This window comes from Streptomyces sp. NPDC015220 (assembly GCF_043079345.1).
GTDB lineage: Bacteria > Actinomycetota > Actinomycetes > Streptomycetales > Streptomycetaceae > Streptomyces.
On record NZ_JBIBUK010000006.1, the window covers coordinates 240,673 to 256,269 of the forward strand.

Genomic DNA, 15,597 nt, shown 5'->3' on the forward strand with positions numbered 1-15,597 from the left:
GGGGCATCAGGTCAGACACAGAAAGGTACGCACCGTGCTGCAACCTGACACGTTCGACGTGACGGTGATGCTCGACTACTACAGCCCGTATGTCAGTGGTCTGACGGAGGCCGCGCGGCTGACCGCCGAGGGGCTCGCCGGCCGTGGCTGGAAGGTCGCGGTGGTCTGTGCCCAGCACGATCCCGCACTCGCCCGTCACGAAGTCGTCAACGGCGTCCACGTCTTCAGGGCGCCGGTACTCGCCCGGATCAGCAGGGGCTTCGTCAGTCCTCAACTTCCGTTGCTGGCACGGCGTCTGGCGGCACGCTCGGACATCGTCCACATGCATCTACCCAACCCCGAGGCCGCGTTCGTCGCCGCACTCAAGGGCAGCGCACGGCTGGTCGTGACGTACCACATCGACGTCTTCCTACCGGACAGCCCCGTCAACCGCTTCGGGATGTGGGCCGTCGACCAGTCGTGCAAGGCGGCCGTACGGAAGGCGGACCTGGTCATCACGAACAGCGAGGACCAGGCACGTGGGTCCCGCATCTGGCCGACGATCAGGCGCCGCCGACTGCTGCCCGTCTCCTCACCGTGCGTGGACCGCAACGGCGGCACCCCCCGGCTGCGCGACGGGGACGGGCCGCACATCGGCTTCATGGGCCGGATCACCGTCGACAAGGGCATCGAATACCTCATACGGGCCTTCCGCGCCATCGACGACCCACGGGCACGACTGCTGATCGCGGGAGACCACGCGACCGTGGCGGGCGGCAGCAACATCGCCCAGCTCCGCCGGGAGGCCGGCGACGACCAACGGATCCGCTTCACGGGCCTGCTGCGCGGCGACGCGGTAAGGGACTTCTACGCCTCGATCGACGTCTTCGCACTGCCCTCGATCTCGGAGTCCTTCGGCATCGTCCAGGTCGAGGCGATGATGGCCGGCATCCCGCCGGTGAGCACGGAACTGCCCGGTTCCCGCTACCCCATCGCGGCCACGGGCTTCGGGCGGCTGGTCCCGCCCAGGGACCCGGGGGCCTTGCGTGCGGCGATCCTGGAGATGGCCGAACTGCCGGCCGAGGACCGCGAGTCGGGGCGCCAAGCAGCGACGAAGCTGTTCGGTGGGGAGGCGTTCCTCGACGCGCACGAAGAGGCGTTCCGGAAACTCCTGAGCGGCAGCCGACCGTGAAGCGGCTGGGCAGCGGAGACACCGTGGACGACCAGGGCGGCCCGGCCGCGGCCGCACCGCCCGCTCCTGGGGTGTCCGCACCCCCGACGGCGTCGGCGCCGGCCCCTGCGGGACCGGCCCGCGCGACGAACGCCTCGCACGGTTCGCCATGGGAAGGCGCGTTACGCACCACGCCCCGGCGTTCCCGGCTGCCGGCGATGCTGGCGCTGCTGCGCCCTCGCCAGTGGGTGAAGAACGTCTTCGTCCTCATCATTCCGTTGGCCGTGGACCCCGCGGCGCTCCTGCACCACATCGCATGGGCACTCGCCACGTTGGCCACGTTCACGGCGGCCTCCGCCGCGGTCTACGTCCTCAACGACTGGCTCGACCGCAAGCAGGACCGGCTGCATCCGGTCAAACGCCATCGGCCGTTGGCCAGCGGGCAGGTCGGCCCACTCGGCGCGCTGCTCCTGGGCGTCGGCTGTCTGACGACACTGGCAGTCTGCGGCGCCCTTCTGCCGCCGGCAGTACAGGCTGTCACCGCTGCGTACGTGCTGCTCAATCTGGCCTACTGCCTGGCGTTGAAGCACTTCCCGCTGGTCGACGTCAGCGTGATAGCGATCGGCTTCGCCCTTCGGGCGTTGGCGGGCTGCCTGGTGGTGTCGGCCCCTTTCAACCCCGCCCTCATCATCTCCATGTACTGCGCCTGCCTGCTGATGGCGCTCGGCAAGCGACGCCACGAACTCGTTACCGCGAACCTCCAGGAGCGGGCGGCTGCGCAGCGGCCCGCCCTCACGGGGTACTCGGTCTCCTTGCTCGACCAGCTGATGGCCTTGCTGCTGGCCGCCACGCTGATCAGTTACGAACTGTTCGTCCTGTCCGCACCGCATCCACACGCTGCCGTGCTGGCCGTCGTCACCATGCCCCTCGCCATCTTCGCCCTGTGCCGCTATCTGCAACTGATAGCGATGCACCGCGGCAGTGAAGAGCCGGGCCATGACGTACTCACGGACGCACCGCTCGTGATCAACGCCGTTCTGTGGCTGATCAGTCTGACCGTCAGCCGAATCCCATGAGGACACCGGCTCAAGATTCCACCGCCTCCGCCCCTCACCCCCTGCCACGACTGGGCAGGCGGTGCGCGCCCCGACTCCCTTGCCCGCACGTGTGCCCGCCCCCTTCAGCGCGACCCGAGAACCGTACGGCGGGTCGGCGCCTACGGAAGGTGGCCTGATCGGCCCTCAGTGGTGCGTGTACCCGCAGCCGATCAGACGTTCTCGACCCGGCGGAGCCAGGCAGAGCCGGCGGATCTCGTGCGGACCGCTGAACGGGCCGATCCCACGGCCTTGCACCCACTGCGACCGAGAGGTCGCAACCCCACCCATGGGGGCTGCGAAGAGAGGATGGTCCACTTGAGTCGCCCAGGCCCGGCCCTCGGCACCGCCCCACCACGCTCCCCGCTGCGGCGGGTGATAGTGGTCTGCCACCAGTACCCGCCCTGGACCGTGGGCGGGCTGGCGGAGTACGCGCAGCGGTTCGTCCAGTGCGTCCAACGGGAGCGCGGTGACGTGCCACTGACGCTGTACACCCTGAACTGCCCCGCGAACCTCCCCCGCCGGGAGCGGCATGGCTCCGTGACGATCCGGCGGCCCTGGCTGCCGCGATGGCTCAAGCGACGCATCGTGGCGCCGAAGAACCATCTGGCGCCCAGCGGCCGGGTCCTGTTCGCGCTGTCCCTGCTCGCCTTCAATCTGGCGACACTGCCCGCGCTCGTGCGAGCCCGCCGGTCGGGCACGGTGGTGGCCGTGCACGACTGGCAGAGCGCCCCGGCCGGAATCCTCGCGGCCACCGTGCTGCGGCTACCCGTGGTCTATCACGTCCACAACACCGAGATGACCATGGCCGAGCAGCCCGATGTGACCGATTCCTTCCGGCTGGTCGAAATCAATCAGCGGCTGCTCGCCAGAGTCGCGGCCCGGATCGTCGTGCCCACCCCGGAGCTGGGGCGACTGGCCGTCGCGCACGGCTGGCGGGCGGACCGCATCAGCGTCATCCCGCACGGCTGCGAGACCAGCGCCGTCCCGGCCGTCCGGAAGGCAGACGACGCGGAGCTCAGCCACGAGCGGGAACGGGCGCGAAGCGGGCTCCGCTCGGAACTCGGGCTTGCCTCCGACACTCCGTTGCTGGTCTTCGCCGGCCGGCTCAGCCCGGTCAAAGGCGTGCGCACGCTCCTGCACGCCCTGCCTGCGGTCGCCCACCGCCATCCCGGCGTTCACTTGGTGATGCTCGGCGTCGGTCTCGCCGGCACGGACCAGGACGCGGCGGTGGACCGGTTGGTCACCGAGCTCGGCATCGGGGAGCGGACGCACGTCTACCACCGTTATGCGCCCCGGGAGGACGTGCGACGCCACTATCTCGCCGCCGACGCCTGCGTCTTCCCCTCCCGTTATGAGCCGTTCGGGCTGGTGTCGGTCGAGGCGATGGCCCTTGCGGCCCCGGTGGTGCTCGGATCCGGCTTCTCCGCGCTGATCTCCGACGGCGAGGACAGCGGCGGTCCAGCCGCGCTGCGGATGCGCGGCGACACCCCCGACGAACTGGCCGCCCTCGTCTGCCGACTGCTGGAAGACCCTGCCGCAGCCGCGCGACTGGCCGCCCGTGGCCGGACCCACGCCTGCCAGAACTTCCGCTGGCCGGACACCATCACCCGCACCCTCGGCCTGTACGAGAGCCTGACGCGCTGGGAGCCCAGTCGTGGATGACACCAGCCACCGCCGACCGCGCTCGCGGCCTCGCCGGCGGGTGCTGGCCGGCTGGGCACTGGCCTGCGTCATCGTCGCCGGGCTCGTGCTGGCCCTCCGTGAACAGGACTGGTCAGCCACCCGCCCCATGGTGACCCTCCAGGCGCTGCCCTTTCTGCTGATCTCCTGCGTGATCAATGTGGCGGCCCTGCTGTGCGCCATGATGTCCTGGCGCAGCATCCTCGCCGATCTGGGGCATCCCCTGCCTCGCCGCACCGCCGCCGGTGTCTACTTCGTCGGAATGAGCGCCAAGTACGCGCCCGGGGCGATCTGGGTGGCTCTCACTCATGCGCGGCTCGCCGAGAGCGTCGGTGTCGGAGCACTGGTCACCGTCGCTGTCTGGCTGCTCAACATCCCGGTCGTGCTGCTGACCGGCATGGTCGTCGGCAGCCTGGCCGCGCCCTCGATGCTCGGCGCCTGGAGCTGGCTGCTGCTGCTCCCGGCCGCGTCGCTGGCCTTCATGCTGGCGCGGCCGTCGCTGGTGGGACGGGCCGCGCAGGCGGCCGCCCGCCTGCTGCGCCGGGAACTGACCGCATCCGGCTCGGGACGGCAGATCCGCGCGGCCATCGGCTGGCAGCTCACCTGCCGTCTGGTCTCCGGCCTCCATCTGTGGCTGCTTACGCTCCCCATGGGCGCGCCCATGGGACAGTCCCTGGTGATCAGCGTCGGAGCATTCGCGCTGGCCACGGGAATCAGCTCGGTCGTCGTGGTACTGCCCGACGGCGCCCTGATCCGGGAGATGGTCCTGATCGGGACACTCTGCCAGGTACTGCCCGTCACCGCGGCCACAGCCGTGGCGGTGGCCAGCCGCGCCGTCTGCCTGTTGACGGATCTGCTGGCCAGCGGCGTGTGTGCGCTGGCCATGGCGTCCCGGCTCTGGCGCCCCGAAACCATCACGAACGGTGCCACCGAACTTCCCCGCTCAAGGTGACGCCGGACGTCGGCGGGACCGTAGATCGTGATCTCGCCGGTCGGAGTGGGTGAACTGATCAGAACGGTTGTGGACCTGGCCGGCGGCGGTGTCGGCGCTTCGTGACCGCGGTCGTGTCCCGGTGGCCGCCGTGTCGGTCGGGGTACTCGTCCAGTTCCCCGCCCACATCACGGATCTGGCCACCGGGACGAACGGCTCGGAGCGTACGGCCCGCGTGCGTTTCCGGCCCGCGCTCAGAACTCGACGACGACCCGGAACAGTGAGGGGCTGGCGGCGGCGTAGTCGGGGGAGGCGGACGGGGGCTGTTGGAGGCGGGGGTCGTTGTCTGCCGTGCGCCACGCTTCGGGACTGTCCCAGTGGGCGATGCTGACCAGTTGGAAGCGGGTGTCGGGGTCCATCGCCCGGTGCAGCCGATTGTCCCGGAAGCCGGGTGCCTTGCTCATCGGCTCCGCGTGGGCGAGCCAGCGTGGCAGGAATTCATCGATCCGCTCCGCGGGCAGTTCGTAGGCGTTGACGAAGGTGATGCCCGGCCCTTCGCCCGAGCTGTTTCCCGCTGTGCGGAACTCGGCTGCCACTTGGTACCAGCCGCCGTGCACGGTGGCGTAGTCGGCCGCGGTGGCTGCCGACGCGGTGAAGCCGGGATTCGCCAGGGCTTCGTCCCGGGCTTCGATGCTGTCCCAGTGCGCCACGTTGATCAGGCCGAGCCGGGACTCCGGGTGCAGTCTGCGGTGCAGCCGCGCATCCCGGAATCCGGGGGCGGTGTGGATGAGTCCGACGCGCTCGCGCCAGCGTGCGATGGACTCGTCCATCCGGTCCTCGGGCAGTTCCCACGCGTCGATGAGGGTGATTCCGTTGTCAGTCACCGTGCCATCATGAAACCTCAACTGCACTTCAGGTCAAGCCGGTTCAGGAACGTCGGCTGTCCACGGCTCCGTGCCGGCTGCGCCACTGCGGCGTGGCGACACCGGTGAGGACGACCTCGACGACCTCCTCGGCGAGGCTGGGCGTGAGCGGCAGGTGGCCGAACAGCGCCCGGTAGTAGGCGGTGGCGCCCAGCATGTCGAGCAGCAGGTCGATGTCGGCGTCCGGGCGGATGTCGCCGCGCTGGATGCCCCGGCGCAGGGCGGCTGCGGTGGCGGCGCGACGCGGGTGGAACAGCTCGTTGAGGAACTCCGACTCCAGTTCGGGGTCGTCGGCGAGGTCCGCGATCAGCGCGGGCAGGGCGCGGCGGCCGATGCTGGTGGTGAAGGCGTGGCTCAGGGTGCGGATGCCGGCGATGAGGTCGCAGTGGGTGCAGCCGGTGTCGGGAGTGGGTGAGGCGCCCATCGTCCGCACGAGCGCCGCGACCACCAGGTGCTGGCGCGAGCGCCAGCGGCGGCGCAGGGTCGGCTTGCTGGTGCCTGCCCGGGCGGCGACCGCCTCCAGGGTCAGTCGGCCGTACCCGACTTCGTTGAGGATCTCCATCACGGCGTGCTGTACCGCCGTGTCGATGCGTTCGTCGCGCGGTCGGCCGCGTGAGCGCTGTGCCGTCGGTGGGGCGGGATCCGGGGCGTCCTGTGGCTTCTCCAGCATGCCTTCAGCATAATATGTTTCCGTTCCGCATCGGAACATAATTTCTTCCCAGGAGGGGAACGCCATGTCTCAACATGTCGGCGAGTTACCGGAGGACAGGGGGCGGCCCTCGACCGGCGCCGGGCCCGAGCGGACGCAGAGCGTCTTCGCCGGCCCGTACCGGGCGCTAGGCCTCGGAGTGATCCTGTCGGTGAGCATGGTCGCGTTCGAATCCCTGGGCGTGGCCACGGTGCTGCCCGACATCGCCCGGAGCCTGGACGGCCTGGGCTCGTACGGATGGGGCCTGTCGGCGCTGATGCTCGCGAACATCATCGGCACCGTGCTCGCGGGGCGGGCCGCCGACCGCCGGGGTCCGTGGGCGCCGGTGACGGCGGGCATGGCCGTCTTCGCGGTGGGCTGCGCGGTGGCCGGGGCGGCCGGCTCCTGGCCGCTGTTCCTGGTGGGCCGCTTCCTCCAGGGCCTGGGCGTGGGCGCCGTGATGGCCATGGCCTACACGGTGATCGGGCTGGCCTATCCCGAGCGGCTGCGGGCCCGGATGTTCGCACTCCTCTCCTCGGCCTGGACGGTCCCGTCGCTGATCGGCCCGGTCGTCGCGGGCACCCTGGCGGACAGCACCACCTGGCGCGCGGTCTTCCTGCTGATGCTGCCGATCGTGGCGATCGCCGCGCTTCTCACCCTGCCCGGTCTGGGCCGCCTGGAGCGTCCGCGGGAGGAGCGGCGCACGGCCCCGGCCGAGCCCTGGTGGAAGGGCCCGCCGGCCAATGCCGCGCTGCTGACCGTGGGCACCGGTGTGCTGCTCCAGGCGCTGCTGCTGGAGAACGTGGTCCTGCTGACGGTGTTCGCCGTGGCGGGTGTCGCCCTCGCTCTGCCGGCGCTGCGCCGGGTCACTCCCGAGGGCACGCTGACGGCGCGCGCGGGACTGGGGGCCGGTGTGGTCGTCCGGGGCCTGCTGTGCGGGGCGTACTTCGGCAGTGAGGCCTATCTGCCGCTGGGCCTGCGGGAGTTGCGGGGCCAGAGCGCGTGGGCGGCCGGTCTCGGCCTGTCGGCGGGCGCCATCGCCTGGGTGCTGGGCTCGGCCTGGCAGGCCAAGCGGGACGCCGAGGCGAGCGGGCGTACCGGCAGCGTGGCCCTCGGCTTCGTCGTGCTGCTGGTGGGCGTCGGCGTGATCGCGCTGTCGATCCTGTCCGGCTCGGTCCCGGCGTGGCTCGCGGTGGTGGGCTGGGCCATCGGTGGCATCGGCATGGGCGTGGCGTTCAACGCCGCCACGACCGACACGCTGGAGCAGGCGCCGGCGGGGCGGCAGGGCGAGACGAGCGGCGCGCTGCAGCTCGCGCAGACCCTCGCCACCGGTGTGGTCGCCGGTCTCGGCGGCGCGGCGCTGGCCATCGCCGAGCACTACGGCTCCTCCACGCGTACGGCGCTGGGCGGGCTGTTCGCCTTCACGGCGCTGCTCGCCCTGATCGGCGCCCTGCTCTCCCGGCGGCTGCGGCCCGCCGCCGTCCCCGCCGCTGGATCCGCCGAACAGTGAACCCCTCGAGGGCCTGACCGTGCCGCAGCGCGGGCGCCGTGCGCGAGGCGTTCGCGCGGCCACGACCGCTGATCGAGGGCGCCGAAGCGGTCGGCGACCCGATCGAAGTCCTCCCCGCCGTCTTGCACGCCCTGTGGCACGGACACCTCACCACGCCCCTGACGTCCCGCTCGACGAACAGGCCCATGCCCGGTCGGGAAGACCTTCCGGAGCTTCGGCCGCCCGCGCATCCAGACGCTTTCTGAGGCGATCGGCAACGCACGCCTCGGGGCCCACGACGCCTTTGAGGGAGACGAGTAGAAGCTCGCCGGCGGGTGCACAAGGGCGGCTGCGCCGAGCAAGTAGCATGCGGAGCGGTGAAGCGCGGTCCCCGTGCGCCGGCTTCGGGTGCGGTTCACCGACGGGCGCTGGAGGATTGTCGGGGCTGCCGGGTGGGGCGCGCTGGCCGCAGTTCGACCGCGCTCATGGGCATGGGCGTGTCCATTCCCCGCAAGCGCGGGGAAGCTCACCTTCGAGTGCGGGAAGAACGCCGGCCGGCGCATCGCTCTCCTCGCTTCCGCGCGCTTCGCGGAAGCGAGGAGAGCGATGCGCCGGCCGGGCCGGACACCGTCGCGCCGTGTCGCGACCTGGGGCGGACGCTACCGGCGAGGCAGGGCGGTGCTCTCCGTGCCTGCCGCATGGGGAGCGAACGGGCCTTCCAGGGCTGCCCATTGCAGGAGCAGGATGGTCTTGCCGTCGGTGATGCGTCCGTCGCGGGTCATGGCGAGGGCTTCGGTGAAGGACAGTTCGAGAACCTCGATGTCTTCACCGTCCTCCTCTATTCCGCCGCCGGTTCCGGTCCGGTCGGCGGGGGTGTAGGGGGCGGCGAAGAAGTGGAGGCGTTCGGTGACGGAGCCGGGGCTCATGTAGGCGTCGAGGACGTGGGTGAGCGGGCCGAGGGTGACGCCGAGTTCTTCGGCCGCCTCGCGGCGGATGGCGGCGGGCGGATCCTCCGCGTCGAGCAGCCCTGCGGCGGCTTCGACGAGCATGCCGTCGGGGTGGTCGTTGACGTAGGCCGGGTAGCGGAACTGGCGGGTGAGCAGGACGCACCCGCGTGCGGTGTCGTGGGGCAGGACGACGGCGCCGTTGCCGCGGTCGTAGGTCTCCCGCTGCTGGGTTTCCCAGCGTCCGTCGCGGCGGCGGTGGTCGAAGGTGGTGCGTCGCAGGACGTGCCAGCCCTGAGAGGTGAGTTCGACGTCGCGGACCACGACGTCCGGGTTGCGGTGCAGATCGCGTCCTGCTCGGTCGAGGCCGATGCGGCCGCGGTGGTCCGGGGTGTCCACGCCGGGGCGGGGCTTCACGCGACCCCCTGTCGGTTCAGGGGCGGGATCTGTGCGATGTCGTAGTAGACGGGCAGGCCGCGGCGGCGCGCGATGGCGACGTCCTGTTCGGCTCCCTCGGAGTCGCCAGGCAGTCGCAGCACGGCGTCGCAGCGGGCCAGCAGGCGCTCGGCTGTCGGGTACAGCACCTGGTCGGCGAGGGGATCGGTGGGACCCGCGCCGGCCGAGCGCAGAACGGGCAGGGCGATCCATTCTCCGATGACGGGAAGGTGGCCGACGGCGAAAACGGGCCATGCGGCCGCTTCGAGGCGCGCGAGGTTGGCGGCCATGGCCCGGGGGTCGCCGTTGGTGCCGGAGCGATAGGGCCCGGCGATGAGGATGAGCATGGGCTTGTCGGTCACGGGCGCTACGATACATGCAGAAACGTGCAAGAACAGGAGAGAACGCGGATGCTGGCTGCTGAACGGCGTGACCACCTACTGGACCTGCTCGCCCGGGAGGGCAAGATCGTCGCCAAGAATGTCGCCGCCGAGCTGCGGATCTCCGAGGACACCGTGCGGCGCGACCTGCGCGACCTGGCGAGTGAGGGGCTGTGCCAGCGGGTCTACGGCGGGGCGCTTCCCGTTTCGCCGGCGGTGGCGGACTACGGCGCCCGGCAGGCCGTGGCCCCGGACGGCAAGCGGAAGGTCGCCTCGGTGGCCGCCGGGCTGGTGCGCCCCGGCGGCGTGGTGATCCTCGACGGAGGCACCACCGCCCTGGCTGTCGTCCACGCGCTCCCGAGGGACCTGGACTGTACGGTGATCACCCACAGCCCGACGATCGCCGCCGCTCTGCTCGACCATCCGCAGGCCGAGGTCTTCATGCTCGGCGGCCGCCTGTTCAAGCACTCGGCAGTCACCTGCGGCGCGGCCGCGGTCGAGGCCGCGCAGAACGTCTCCGCCGACCTCTTCCTCCTAGGCGTCACCGGCGTGCACCCCGAGGCCGGACTCACCACCGGCGACGCCGAGGACGCCGCGATGAAACGCGCCCTCGCGGCACGGGCCGCGGACACCTACGTCCTCGCCTCCTCCGAGAAGATCGGCACCGCTTCCCGCTATCGTGTCCTGCCCTGGGAAGAGGTCAGCGGACTGATCACGGACACGCCCCCGCAGGACCCGGTGGTCGAGCAGCTCACCGTGAACGGGGTCGAAGTGCTGACGGCAGGCTGACCGCCATGGGGCCGACTCCGAAGCGGCCGGTCGTCCGGCAACTCAGCCCGCCGCATCGGGACAGGGCCCGCGCCCGCGGCGAGAGCGGCGGTTGGTGCGCTGCCCTCCGGCGCGTTCCGCACCGGGCGCCATGCCGGATCCATTTCGTCCAGCACCTCCTCGAAGCGGTGATTCGTGGCAAGTGGGATCATCTGCGGATGGCGGACGCGCGGCTACCCCGGGGATGGACTCTTCAACAGATCCGCGATGCGTCGGGCGATCAGGAAGCCGTCGTGCTGGATCCTGATCGTTCAGTGAAGTGGGTCGCCTTCGCCGGGGCTCGCGAGATGCCACGCCCAGAGATCGTTCTCGGATTCCACAGCCTGTGTCTCGTGAAGCCTGCCGATGGCGAGGGCTGGTACATGGGCAGCCTGTACGACGACGGCAGCATCGACTGTTGGACAGCCTTCGACGACCTGTACGAGGCGCTACGCGGTCTGTAGGAGCTTGCGCCACGGCTCCGCATGCGAGGCACACTGAGTGTCCAGTAACCGCAACGGGCCCAAGGGATGGGACCGCAGCCAGGTGACCGTGAGGCGGCCGCCTTCGGCGTCAAGGCGCCGGCGCAGCAGTATCAGCAGGCTCAGGCCGCTGATGCCTGGCACCGATCAAAGTCGCCCGCCTCCGTCGACAGATCATTGTGAAATTGCTCCTGAAGAGCGAACAGAGGGCCCACACACAGGCCAGGTTGGAAGGGCCGGTGTGCAGACCACCGTGAGGAGTCGAGTTGTTACGTTGTGAGGCGGTCGGTAAACGGTACGGCGGAGGACGATGGATCCTCAATGACGTGGACATGGAGGTCGCGACCGGTGACGTCCTCGCGGTGGTCGGCAGCAACGGTTCGGGGAAGTCGACCTTGCTGAGGATCCTCGTCGGGCTGTCGCAACCCACCACCGGGAGCGTGTCGGGCCGACCGCCGCACATCGGTTACGTACCGGACCGCTTCACCGTCCACGACCGCATCTCGGCGATCTCCTACCTCACCCACATGGGGCGTATCCGCGGCCTGTCGGTTTCCGCCGCCCGTGCCCGAGGCACCCACCTGCTGGAGCGGCTGTCCCTGGCAGGCGGACGGGACGCACCGCTGCGCACGCTGTCGAAGGGCAACACGCAGAAGGTGGCACTCGCCCAGGCCCTGCTCGTCCTGCCCGACCTGCTGGTCCTCGACGAACCCTGGTCAGGCTTGGATGCCTCGGCCCACGGTGTCCTCGCCGAGTTCATCGACGAAGTGGCCGCACAGGGCGGGGCGGTGGTCTTCACCGACCACCGCGAGGCGATCGCCGAGACGCGCGCGAGCGGCGTCTACGTCATCAGCGACGGCCGGGTCACCCTGCACAGCGACCGGCACGCCGGGAGTCGCACCTCGATGGCCGAACTGGTCCTGACCGTGCCGCCCACCGGCGTTCTGCCGATCGAGGTGGACTGGTCCGTGCTGCCGGGTGTGACGGACACCGCCCGGCGCGAAGGGGAGGTCGTCCTGCGGGTGGCGCGGGAGCACTCGGATGCCGTACTGCTGACGGCGCTGCGGCACCGGTGGTCGGTGGCCAGCCTGGCCGGGGCCGCGGACGAACGCGGCTTCCGGGGCGATGCTAAGGGGACCACCCTGTGATCGCCCTGGTCGGCTATATGTTCACGGTGCTGCTGCTCTCCCAGCGCTACCTCGCGCCGCTGCTGCTGTTCCTCGGCCTCGTCGCCGTGCTGACCAGCAGCGACACCGGCCCGCTCACCACGACCTACGCCGCGGTGGCCGGTGCCATGCTGCCGTGCTCGGTCTGGCTGACCATGACACTGATCGGTCTGGAGGACCATGCGCACCGCTCGATCGTCGTCGTCAGCGCCGGCAGCCACCTACGCGTCCTGCTCGCCACGGTCGGGACGGCCGCGCTGTGGTGCCTGCTGCTGATGGCTGCCGGCCTGGTGCTGCCGCTGATGTCCGGAGCCCGCACACCCGGCCTCGCGGATCTGGCACTGGGGGCCGCGGCCCAGCTCACCTGCGCCTTCACGGGCATGGCCATCGGACTGGTGTGCTCGCGGCTGGTGTTCCGGCGCCAGGGCCACGCGCTCGTCCTCGCCCTGGTGCTCCTGCTCGCCGTGCTACTGGGCAAGGGCGTATCCCCGGTCAACATCATGCTCACCCACCTGCAGAACGCGTCGGACTCGGCGGACGCCCTGGCGCCCACCGGTGCCCTGCTCGCCGCCACCGCGGGCTCCTTGGCGGCCGCAGTTGCCATCACTGAGGCGATCACCCGCAGAAAGGCATGACTCAGCAGCGGGTGTGCCCGCACCAGCGCAGGCTGCGCAGCACCGTCCAGCAGAGCACAGGCCTCCCGCGGTCCTGGCCACTCCGGTGAGCGTAGGGACGAAAATGGCCAGGAACTCGACGGCATCGGTGACGTAGCGCCAGGCGGTGATGCCCGGTGCCCGACCAGGCCGTGAACTGCGCATGGGAGCAGTGCGACGACGAAGAGGTCCGGTTCGAGCCCGGTCATGACCCCGGATCTTGCCAAGAAAGGTGGTCTGAGGTTGTTGAACGCCCCGGGTGTTTGTAGGGGTTTTCGAAGGCCCGCTGAGCTCGCGTGGTCTCGTTGGACGATCTTCAGAGAACGAAGGTTCATTGAACGTCGACAGCAATCATTCCGGGCCCTCTTCAGGAATGATCTCGTCGCAACGGGGCGCAGGTGTCAGCCCAGGGCGAGCCACCGGATGCCGAGCTGTTCGATCTGTGCGGTCTCTGAATCGTCCAACGGCTCGCGGCCGGTAACCTTGCGCAGCAAACGCGGCTGGCACCAAGCCAATGTGTCGGCGGCCGCCATCTGCTCCGTGCCGAGAAACAGCTCCAGCACGGTGTCACCGGCAGACGAGGTGAGCCAGGGTTCGCGTCCGAGTGCATCAGCCAGATCAAGACCATGGACGGCGACTTCGACGACTCGAGTGAGCAGGAACTCCGACAAGAGCATGGCGTCACCATGACGCGTCCACACGGTACGGCTGGCCGGCTGGACCCGACACAGCCGGTCGACTCGCCGCCAGGTCGCGGTGAAATCCTCGGCGAAAGCGGCACCGTCGGTCGACTCTGCCGCCCGGTCCTGAGCCAGAGCGATCCGGGCGCTATTGGTCCGGGGTGAAAAACGGTCGTCCGGGCGGTAGTACTCCGCTGCGGAAATCCTGGCCTCACCCGGGGCCGGCGCGTCCAGCATGCCTGGAAGCCAATCGATCACGACGCACACGTGCCCGAGCAGGTCACGTACGGTCCAGGGGACGCAGCGTGTCGGGAGGCTCCACTCGGCCTCGGACAGTCCTGACACGGCATCAGTGAGCGCCCCGGATTCCCGACGAAACGCTTCGAGCACACGGTCTTGATTCATGCCGGTGACGCTACCAACCGGGCGAGATCAGGGACCCGGTTGCCATGACCGGGGAAGTCAGCCACCCGGGATTCTCAATGGCGCAGACTCGTCCGCCGATATCAGTCGTCCCGTCAGAGCCGGGGGCCGCCATGATCCGCGACCCGCTGACCTGGGTGACCGCAACTGCCCGCCCCAACCGGTCGGCGAGCAGGAGGGTTACCGATCCGGTGGCTTCGTCCTCGTCGTTGCCGTCGCCACGGCCTGGGAATCCCGCGGCCCGCACTCGGCCGGCGGTCTCGTCCTGCCAGGCCCAGGCGTACACCCACTCTCCCGGTCCCGGCACCGCCAGCGCGTCGACCTCCTGGGCGCTGCCGTACTGCCGCAGCGTGCGCGGTGGCACCCACTCTGCTCGCGCACTGATCCACGTCAATCCGTCGGAACGGCGGAGCCCCCGCACCGGCACTGGGGCGAGGAAGCCACGAGCCGCTCAGGGCTGATTCCATACAAGCGTATAACGCCAGAACAACCGTCGTCGCAGCCGTGCGCCAGGGAGGACGTCTCTGGCTTCACGGACGATGTCGTCAAAGGTCATGTCCGCTGAACGAGTAGGGGCCGTCATGGAGACGGGCCGTCGCGAGGGGCGCCCCTTGTTCTTGAGCCAGCCCATGACAGCGTTGGCCGGAATGGCGACAACACCGAGCAGGTGGTCCGCAGGGGTCTGGACGCGAAACAGGCCGACGATCACCAGAGTCCCTCCCGGAGCCAGATGACGGCGGAAACGGGTGAGCGCCGGGGTGAACGGCAGATGGTGGATCGTAGCGACGCACGTGATGACGTCGTAAGGACCGGCAGGAAACTCGGCTAGTGCATCCGCGACGGTGAAGGTCACGGGAAGCCCGCAAGGAGTCAGCTTCTGGGCCTGGGCTGTGATCACCGGATCGGAATCGACGGCCTGTACGGCGTCAGCTCGTCCACACAAGAGCCTTGCAAGATCACCGCTGCCGGAACCGACGTCCAGGGCGCGGTCGAAGCGCCTCGGCACCTGCCGCAGGACCCAGCGATGGTAGTGGGCGTTGTGATCCCAGGGATAAGCGGCGTTGAACCGTTCAAGAGCCCGCAGAACACGAGGCGACAAGATCTTCATCGCGCCAGTCCATCAAGTACCTGCGGCACGCACACCCTGTTCCGCAACAAAGATCACGGAAGGGTCCGCGAGCAGCGCCCGATCCTGGTCGGACGCCTGCTGGCAGGTGTCAGAACGCGCCGCCGTCGAAGTGGCCGCCGTCGTGCCCGCCGCTGTGGTGGCTGCCGCCCCCGTCATGGTGCGTGGTGTGGTGCCCGCCGCTGTGGCTGCTTCCATCGCCGGAGTGGTGAGTGTGCTGGTGGGTCGCCTGCGACGCCCCGCCGATGTCCTGGTCAGGGATTTGGTGGGCGGCGCTGGGGCCCGTGGACGGCGCCGTTGCCGCGCCCTTCGCGTTCGGCTTCCCCTTCCCGTTCGGCTTCCCCTTCCCGTTCGGCGCCGTGCTGGGCGGGCGCGGAGCGGGGGGCGAGGACGGCTTCTGCCGTGCGACCGGGACGGAAGACTTCGCGGCGGGCTTGTCCTCCAGCCATGCCTTGATCCCCTGCCAGGCCAAGCCACACACGGCTGCCCAGAAGATGAGGGCGAACAGGCCTGCCATCAGGTGCACCTCCCGTGTGCCAGGGC

General features: G+C 70.1%; 15 protein-coding genes and 1 pseudogene. 8 read left to right on the forward strand and 8 right to left on the reverse strand.

Features of this window, described 5'->3' with window-relative positions; all coding sequences use genetic code 11:
- The first annotated feature begins 34 nt into the window (after positions 1-34).
- The 4 genes from ACF061_RS16340 (at position 35) to ACF061_RS16355 (ending at position 4,879) form a co-directional block, all read left to right on the forward strand.
- Positions 35-1,171 (forward strand): glycosyltransferase family 4 protein, encoded by a 1,137-nt coding sequence (locus tag ACF061_RS16340; RefSeq protein WP_392267528.1) that lies wholly within the window; start codon positions 35-37, stop codon positions 1,169-1,171.
- A 197-nt stretch (positions 1,172-1,368) separates the two neighbouring features.
- A complete protein-coding gene (locus ACF061_RS16345) occupies positions 1,369-2,226 on the forward strand; it encodes a UbiA prenyltransferase family protein (RefSeq protein WP_392267529.1) in 858 nt (285 codons plus the stop codon).
- A gap of 336 nt (positions 2,227-2,562) precedes the next feature.
- Positions 2,563-3,909 (forward strand): glycosyltransferase family 4 protein, encoded by a 1,347-nt coding sequence (locus ACF061_RS16350; RefSeq protein WP_392267530.1) that lies wholly within the window; start codon positions 2,563-2,565, stop codon positions 3,907-3,909.
- Positions 3,902-4,879, forward strand: a complete 978-nt coding sequence (locus tag ACF061_RS16355; protein ID WP_392267531.1) for a hypothetical protein — start codon at positions 3,902-3,904, stop codon at positions 4,877-4,879. Before ACF061_RS16350 ends, ACF061_RS16355 begins: the two co-directional genes overlap by 8 nt.
- A 233-nt stretch (positions 4,880-5,112) precedes the next feature.
- Here ACF061_RS16355 and ACF061_RS16360 read toward each other — a convergent pair whose 3' ends face one another.
- Together ACF061_RS16360 and ACF061_RS16365 are read right to left on the reverse strand one after the other, a co-directional pair.
- Positions 5,113-5,742 (reverse strand): antibiotic biosynthesis monooxygenase family protein, encoded by a 630-nt coding sequence (locus tag ACF061_RS16360; protein WP_392267532.1) that lies wholly within the window; start codon positions 5,740-5,742, stop codon positions 5,113-5,115.
- Between the two features lie 43 nt (positions 5,743-5,785).
- On the reverse strand, positions 5,786-6,451 hold the full coding sequence (locus ACF061_RS16365; protein WP_392267533.1) for a TetR/AcrR family transcriptional regulator: 666 nt from the start codon (positions 6,449-6,451) through the stop codon (positions 5,786-5,788).
- Positions 6,452-6,515: 64 nt separating this feature from the next.
- Between ACF061_RS16365 and ACF061_RS16370 the strand changes: the two genes are divergently transcribed.
- Positions 6,516-7,979: an MFS transporter gene (locus tag ACF061_RS16370; protein WP_392267534.1), complete on the forward strand. Its 1,464-nt coding sequence runs from the start codon at positions 6,516-6,518 to the stop codon at positions 7,977-7,979.
- Positions 7,980-8,617: 638 nt separating this feature from the next.
- Here ACF061_RS16370 and ACF061_RS16375 read toward each other — a convergent pair.
- Positions 8,618-9,319, reverse strand: a complete 702-nt coding sequence (locus ACF061_RS16375) for an NUDIX domain-containing protein (RefSeq protein ID WP_392267535.1) — start codon at positions 9,317-9,319, stop codon at positions 8,618-8,620.
- Complete coding sequence (locus tag ACF061_RS16380) at positions 9,316-9,699, reverse strand: DUF4406 domain-containing protein (RefSeq protein ID WP_392267536.1); 384 nt, start codon at positions 9,697-9,699, stop codon at positions 9,316-9,318. The genes ACF061_RS16375 and ACF061_RS16380 overlap by 4 nt, the downstream gene beginning before the upstream one ends.
- A gap of 48 nt (positions 9,700-9,747) precedes the next feature.
- On the opposite strand from ACF061_RS16380, the gene ACF061_RS16385 reads away from it, so the two are divergent.
- From ACF061_RS16385 to ACF061_RS16395, 3 genes are all read left to right on the forward strand, one after another.
- Positions 9,748-10,506, forward strand: coding sequence for a DeoR/GlpR family DNA-binding transcription regulator (locus ACF061_RS16385; RefSeq protein WP_392267537.1), 759 nt, complete (start codon positions 9,748-9,750; stop codon positions 10,504-10,506).
- 826 nt (positions 10,507-11,332) lie between these two features.
- On the forward strand, positions 11,333-12,154 hold the full coding sequence (locus ACF061_RS16390) for an ATP-binding cassette domain-containing protein (RefSeq protein ID WP_392267538.1): 822 nt from the start codon (positions 11,333-11,335) through the stop codon (positions 12,152-12,154).
- Positions 12,151-12,807, forward strand: a complete 657-nt coding sequence (locus tag ACF061_RS16395) for a hypothetical protein (protein WP_392267539.1) — start codon at positions 12,151-12,153, stop codon at positions 12,805-12,807. Before ACF061_RS16390 ends, ACF061_RS16395 begins: the two co-directional genes overlap by 4 nt.
- A gap of 419 nt (positions 12,808-13,226) precedes the next feature.
- Here the strand turns inward: ACF061_RS16395 and ACF061_RS16400 are convergent, their stop codons facing one another.
- The 4 genes and pseudogenes from ACF061_RS16400 to ACF061_RS16415 all read right to left on the reverse strand — a co-directional run bounded on the left by ACF061_RS16400 (position 13,227) and on the right by ACF061_RS16415 (position 15,571).
- Positions 13,227-13,910 carry a maleylpyruvate isomerase family mycothiol-dependent enzyme gene (locus ACF061_RS16400; RefSeq protein WP_392267540.1) on the reverse strand — a complete coding sequence of 228 codons (684 nt, stop codon included), beginning with the start codon at positions 13,908-13,910 and terminating at the stop codon, positions 13,227-13,229.
- Between the two features lie 10 nt (positions 13,911-13,920).
- Positions 13,921-14,364 (reverse strand): annotated as a pseudogene (locus ACF061_RS16405) (hypothetical protein); the annotation flags it as partial.
- Between the two features lie 15 nt (positions 14,365-14,379).
- Positions 14,380-15,036, reverse strand: a complete 657-nt coding sequence (locus ACF061_RS16410) for a class I SAM-dependent methyltransferase (protein ID WP_392267541.1) — start codon at positions 15,034-15,036, stop codon at positions 14,380-14,382.
- Between the two features lie 109 nt (positions 15,037-15,145).
- Positions 15,146-15,571, reverse strand: coding sequence for a hypothetical protein (locus tag ACF061_RS16415; RefSeq protein WP_392267542.1), 426 nt, complete (start codon positions 15,569-15,571; stop codon positions 15,146-15,148).
- Between the last annotated feature and the right edge of the window lie 26 nt (positions 15,572-15,597).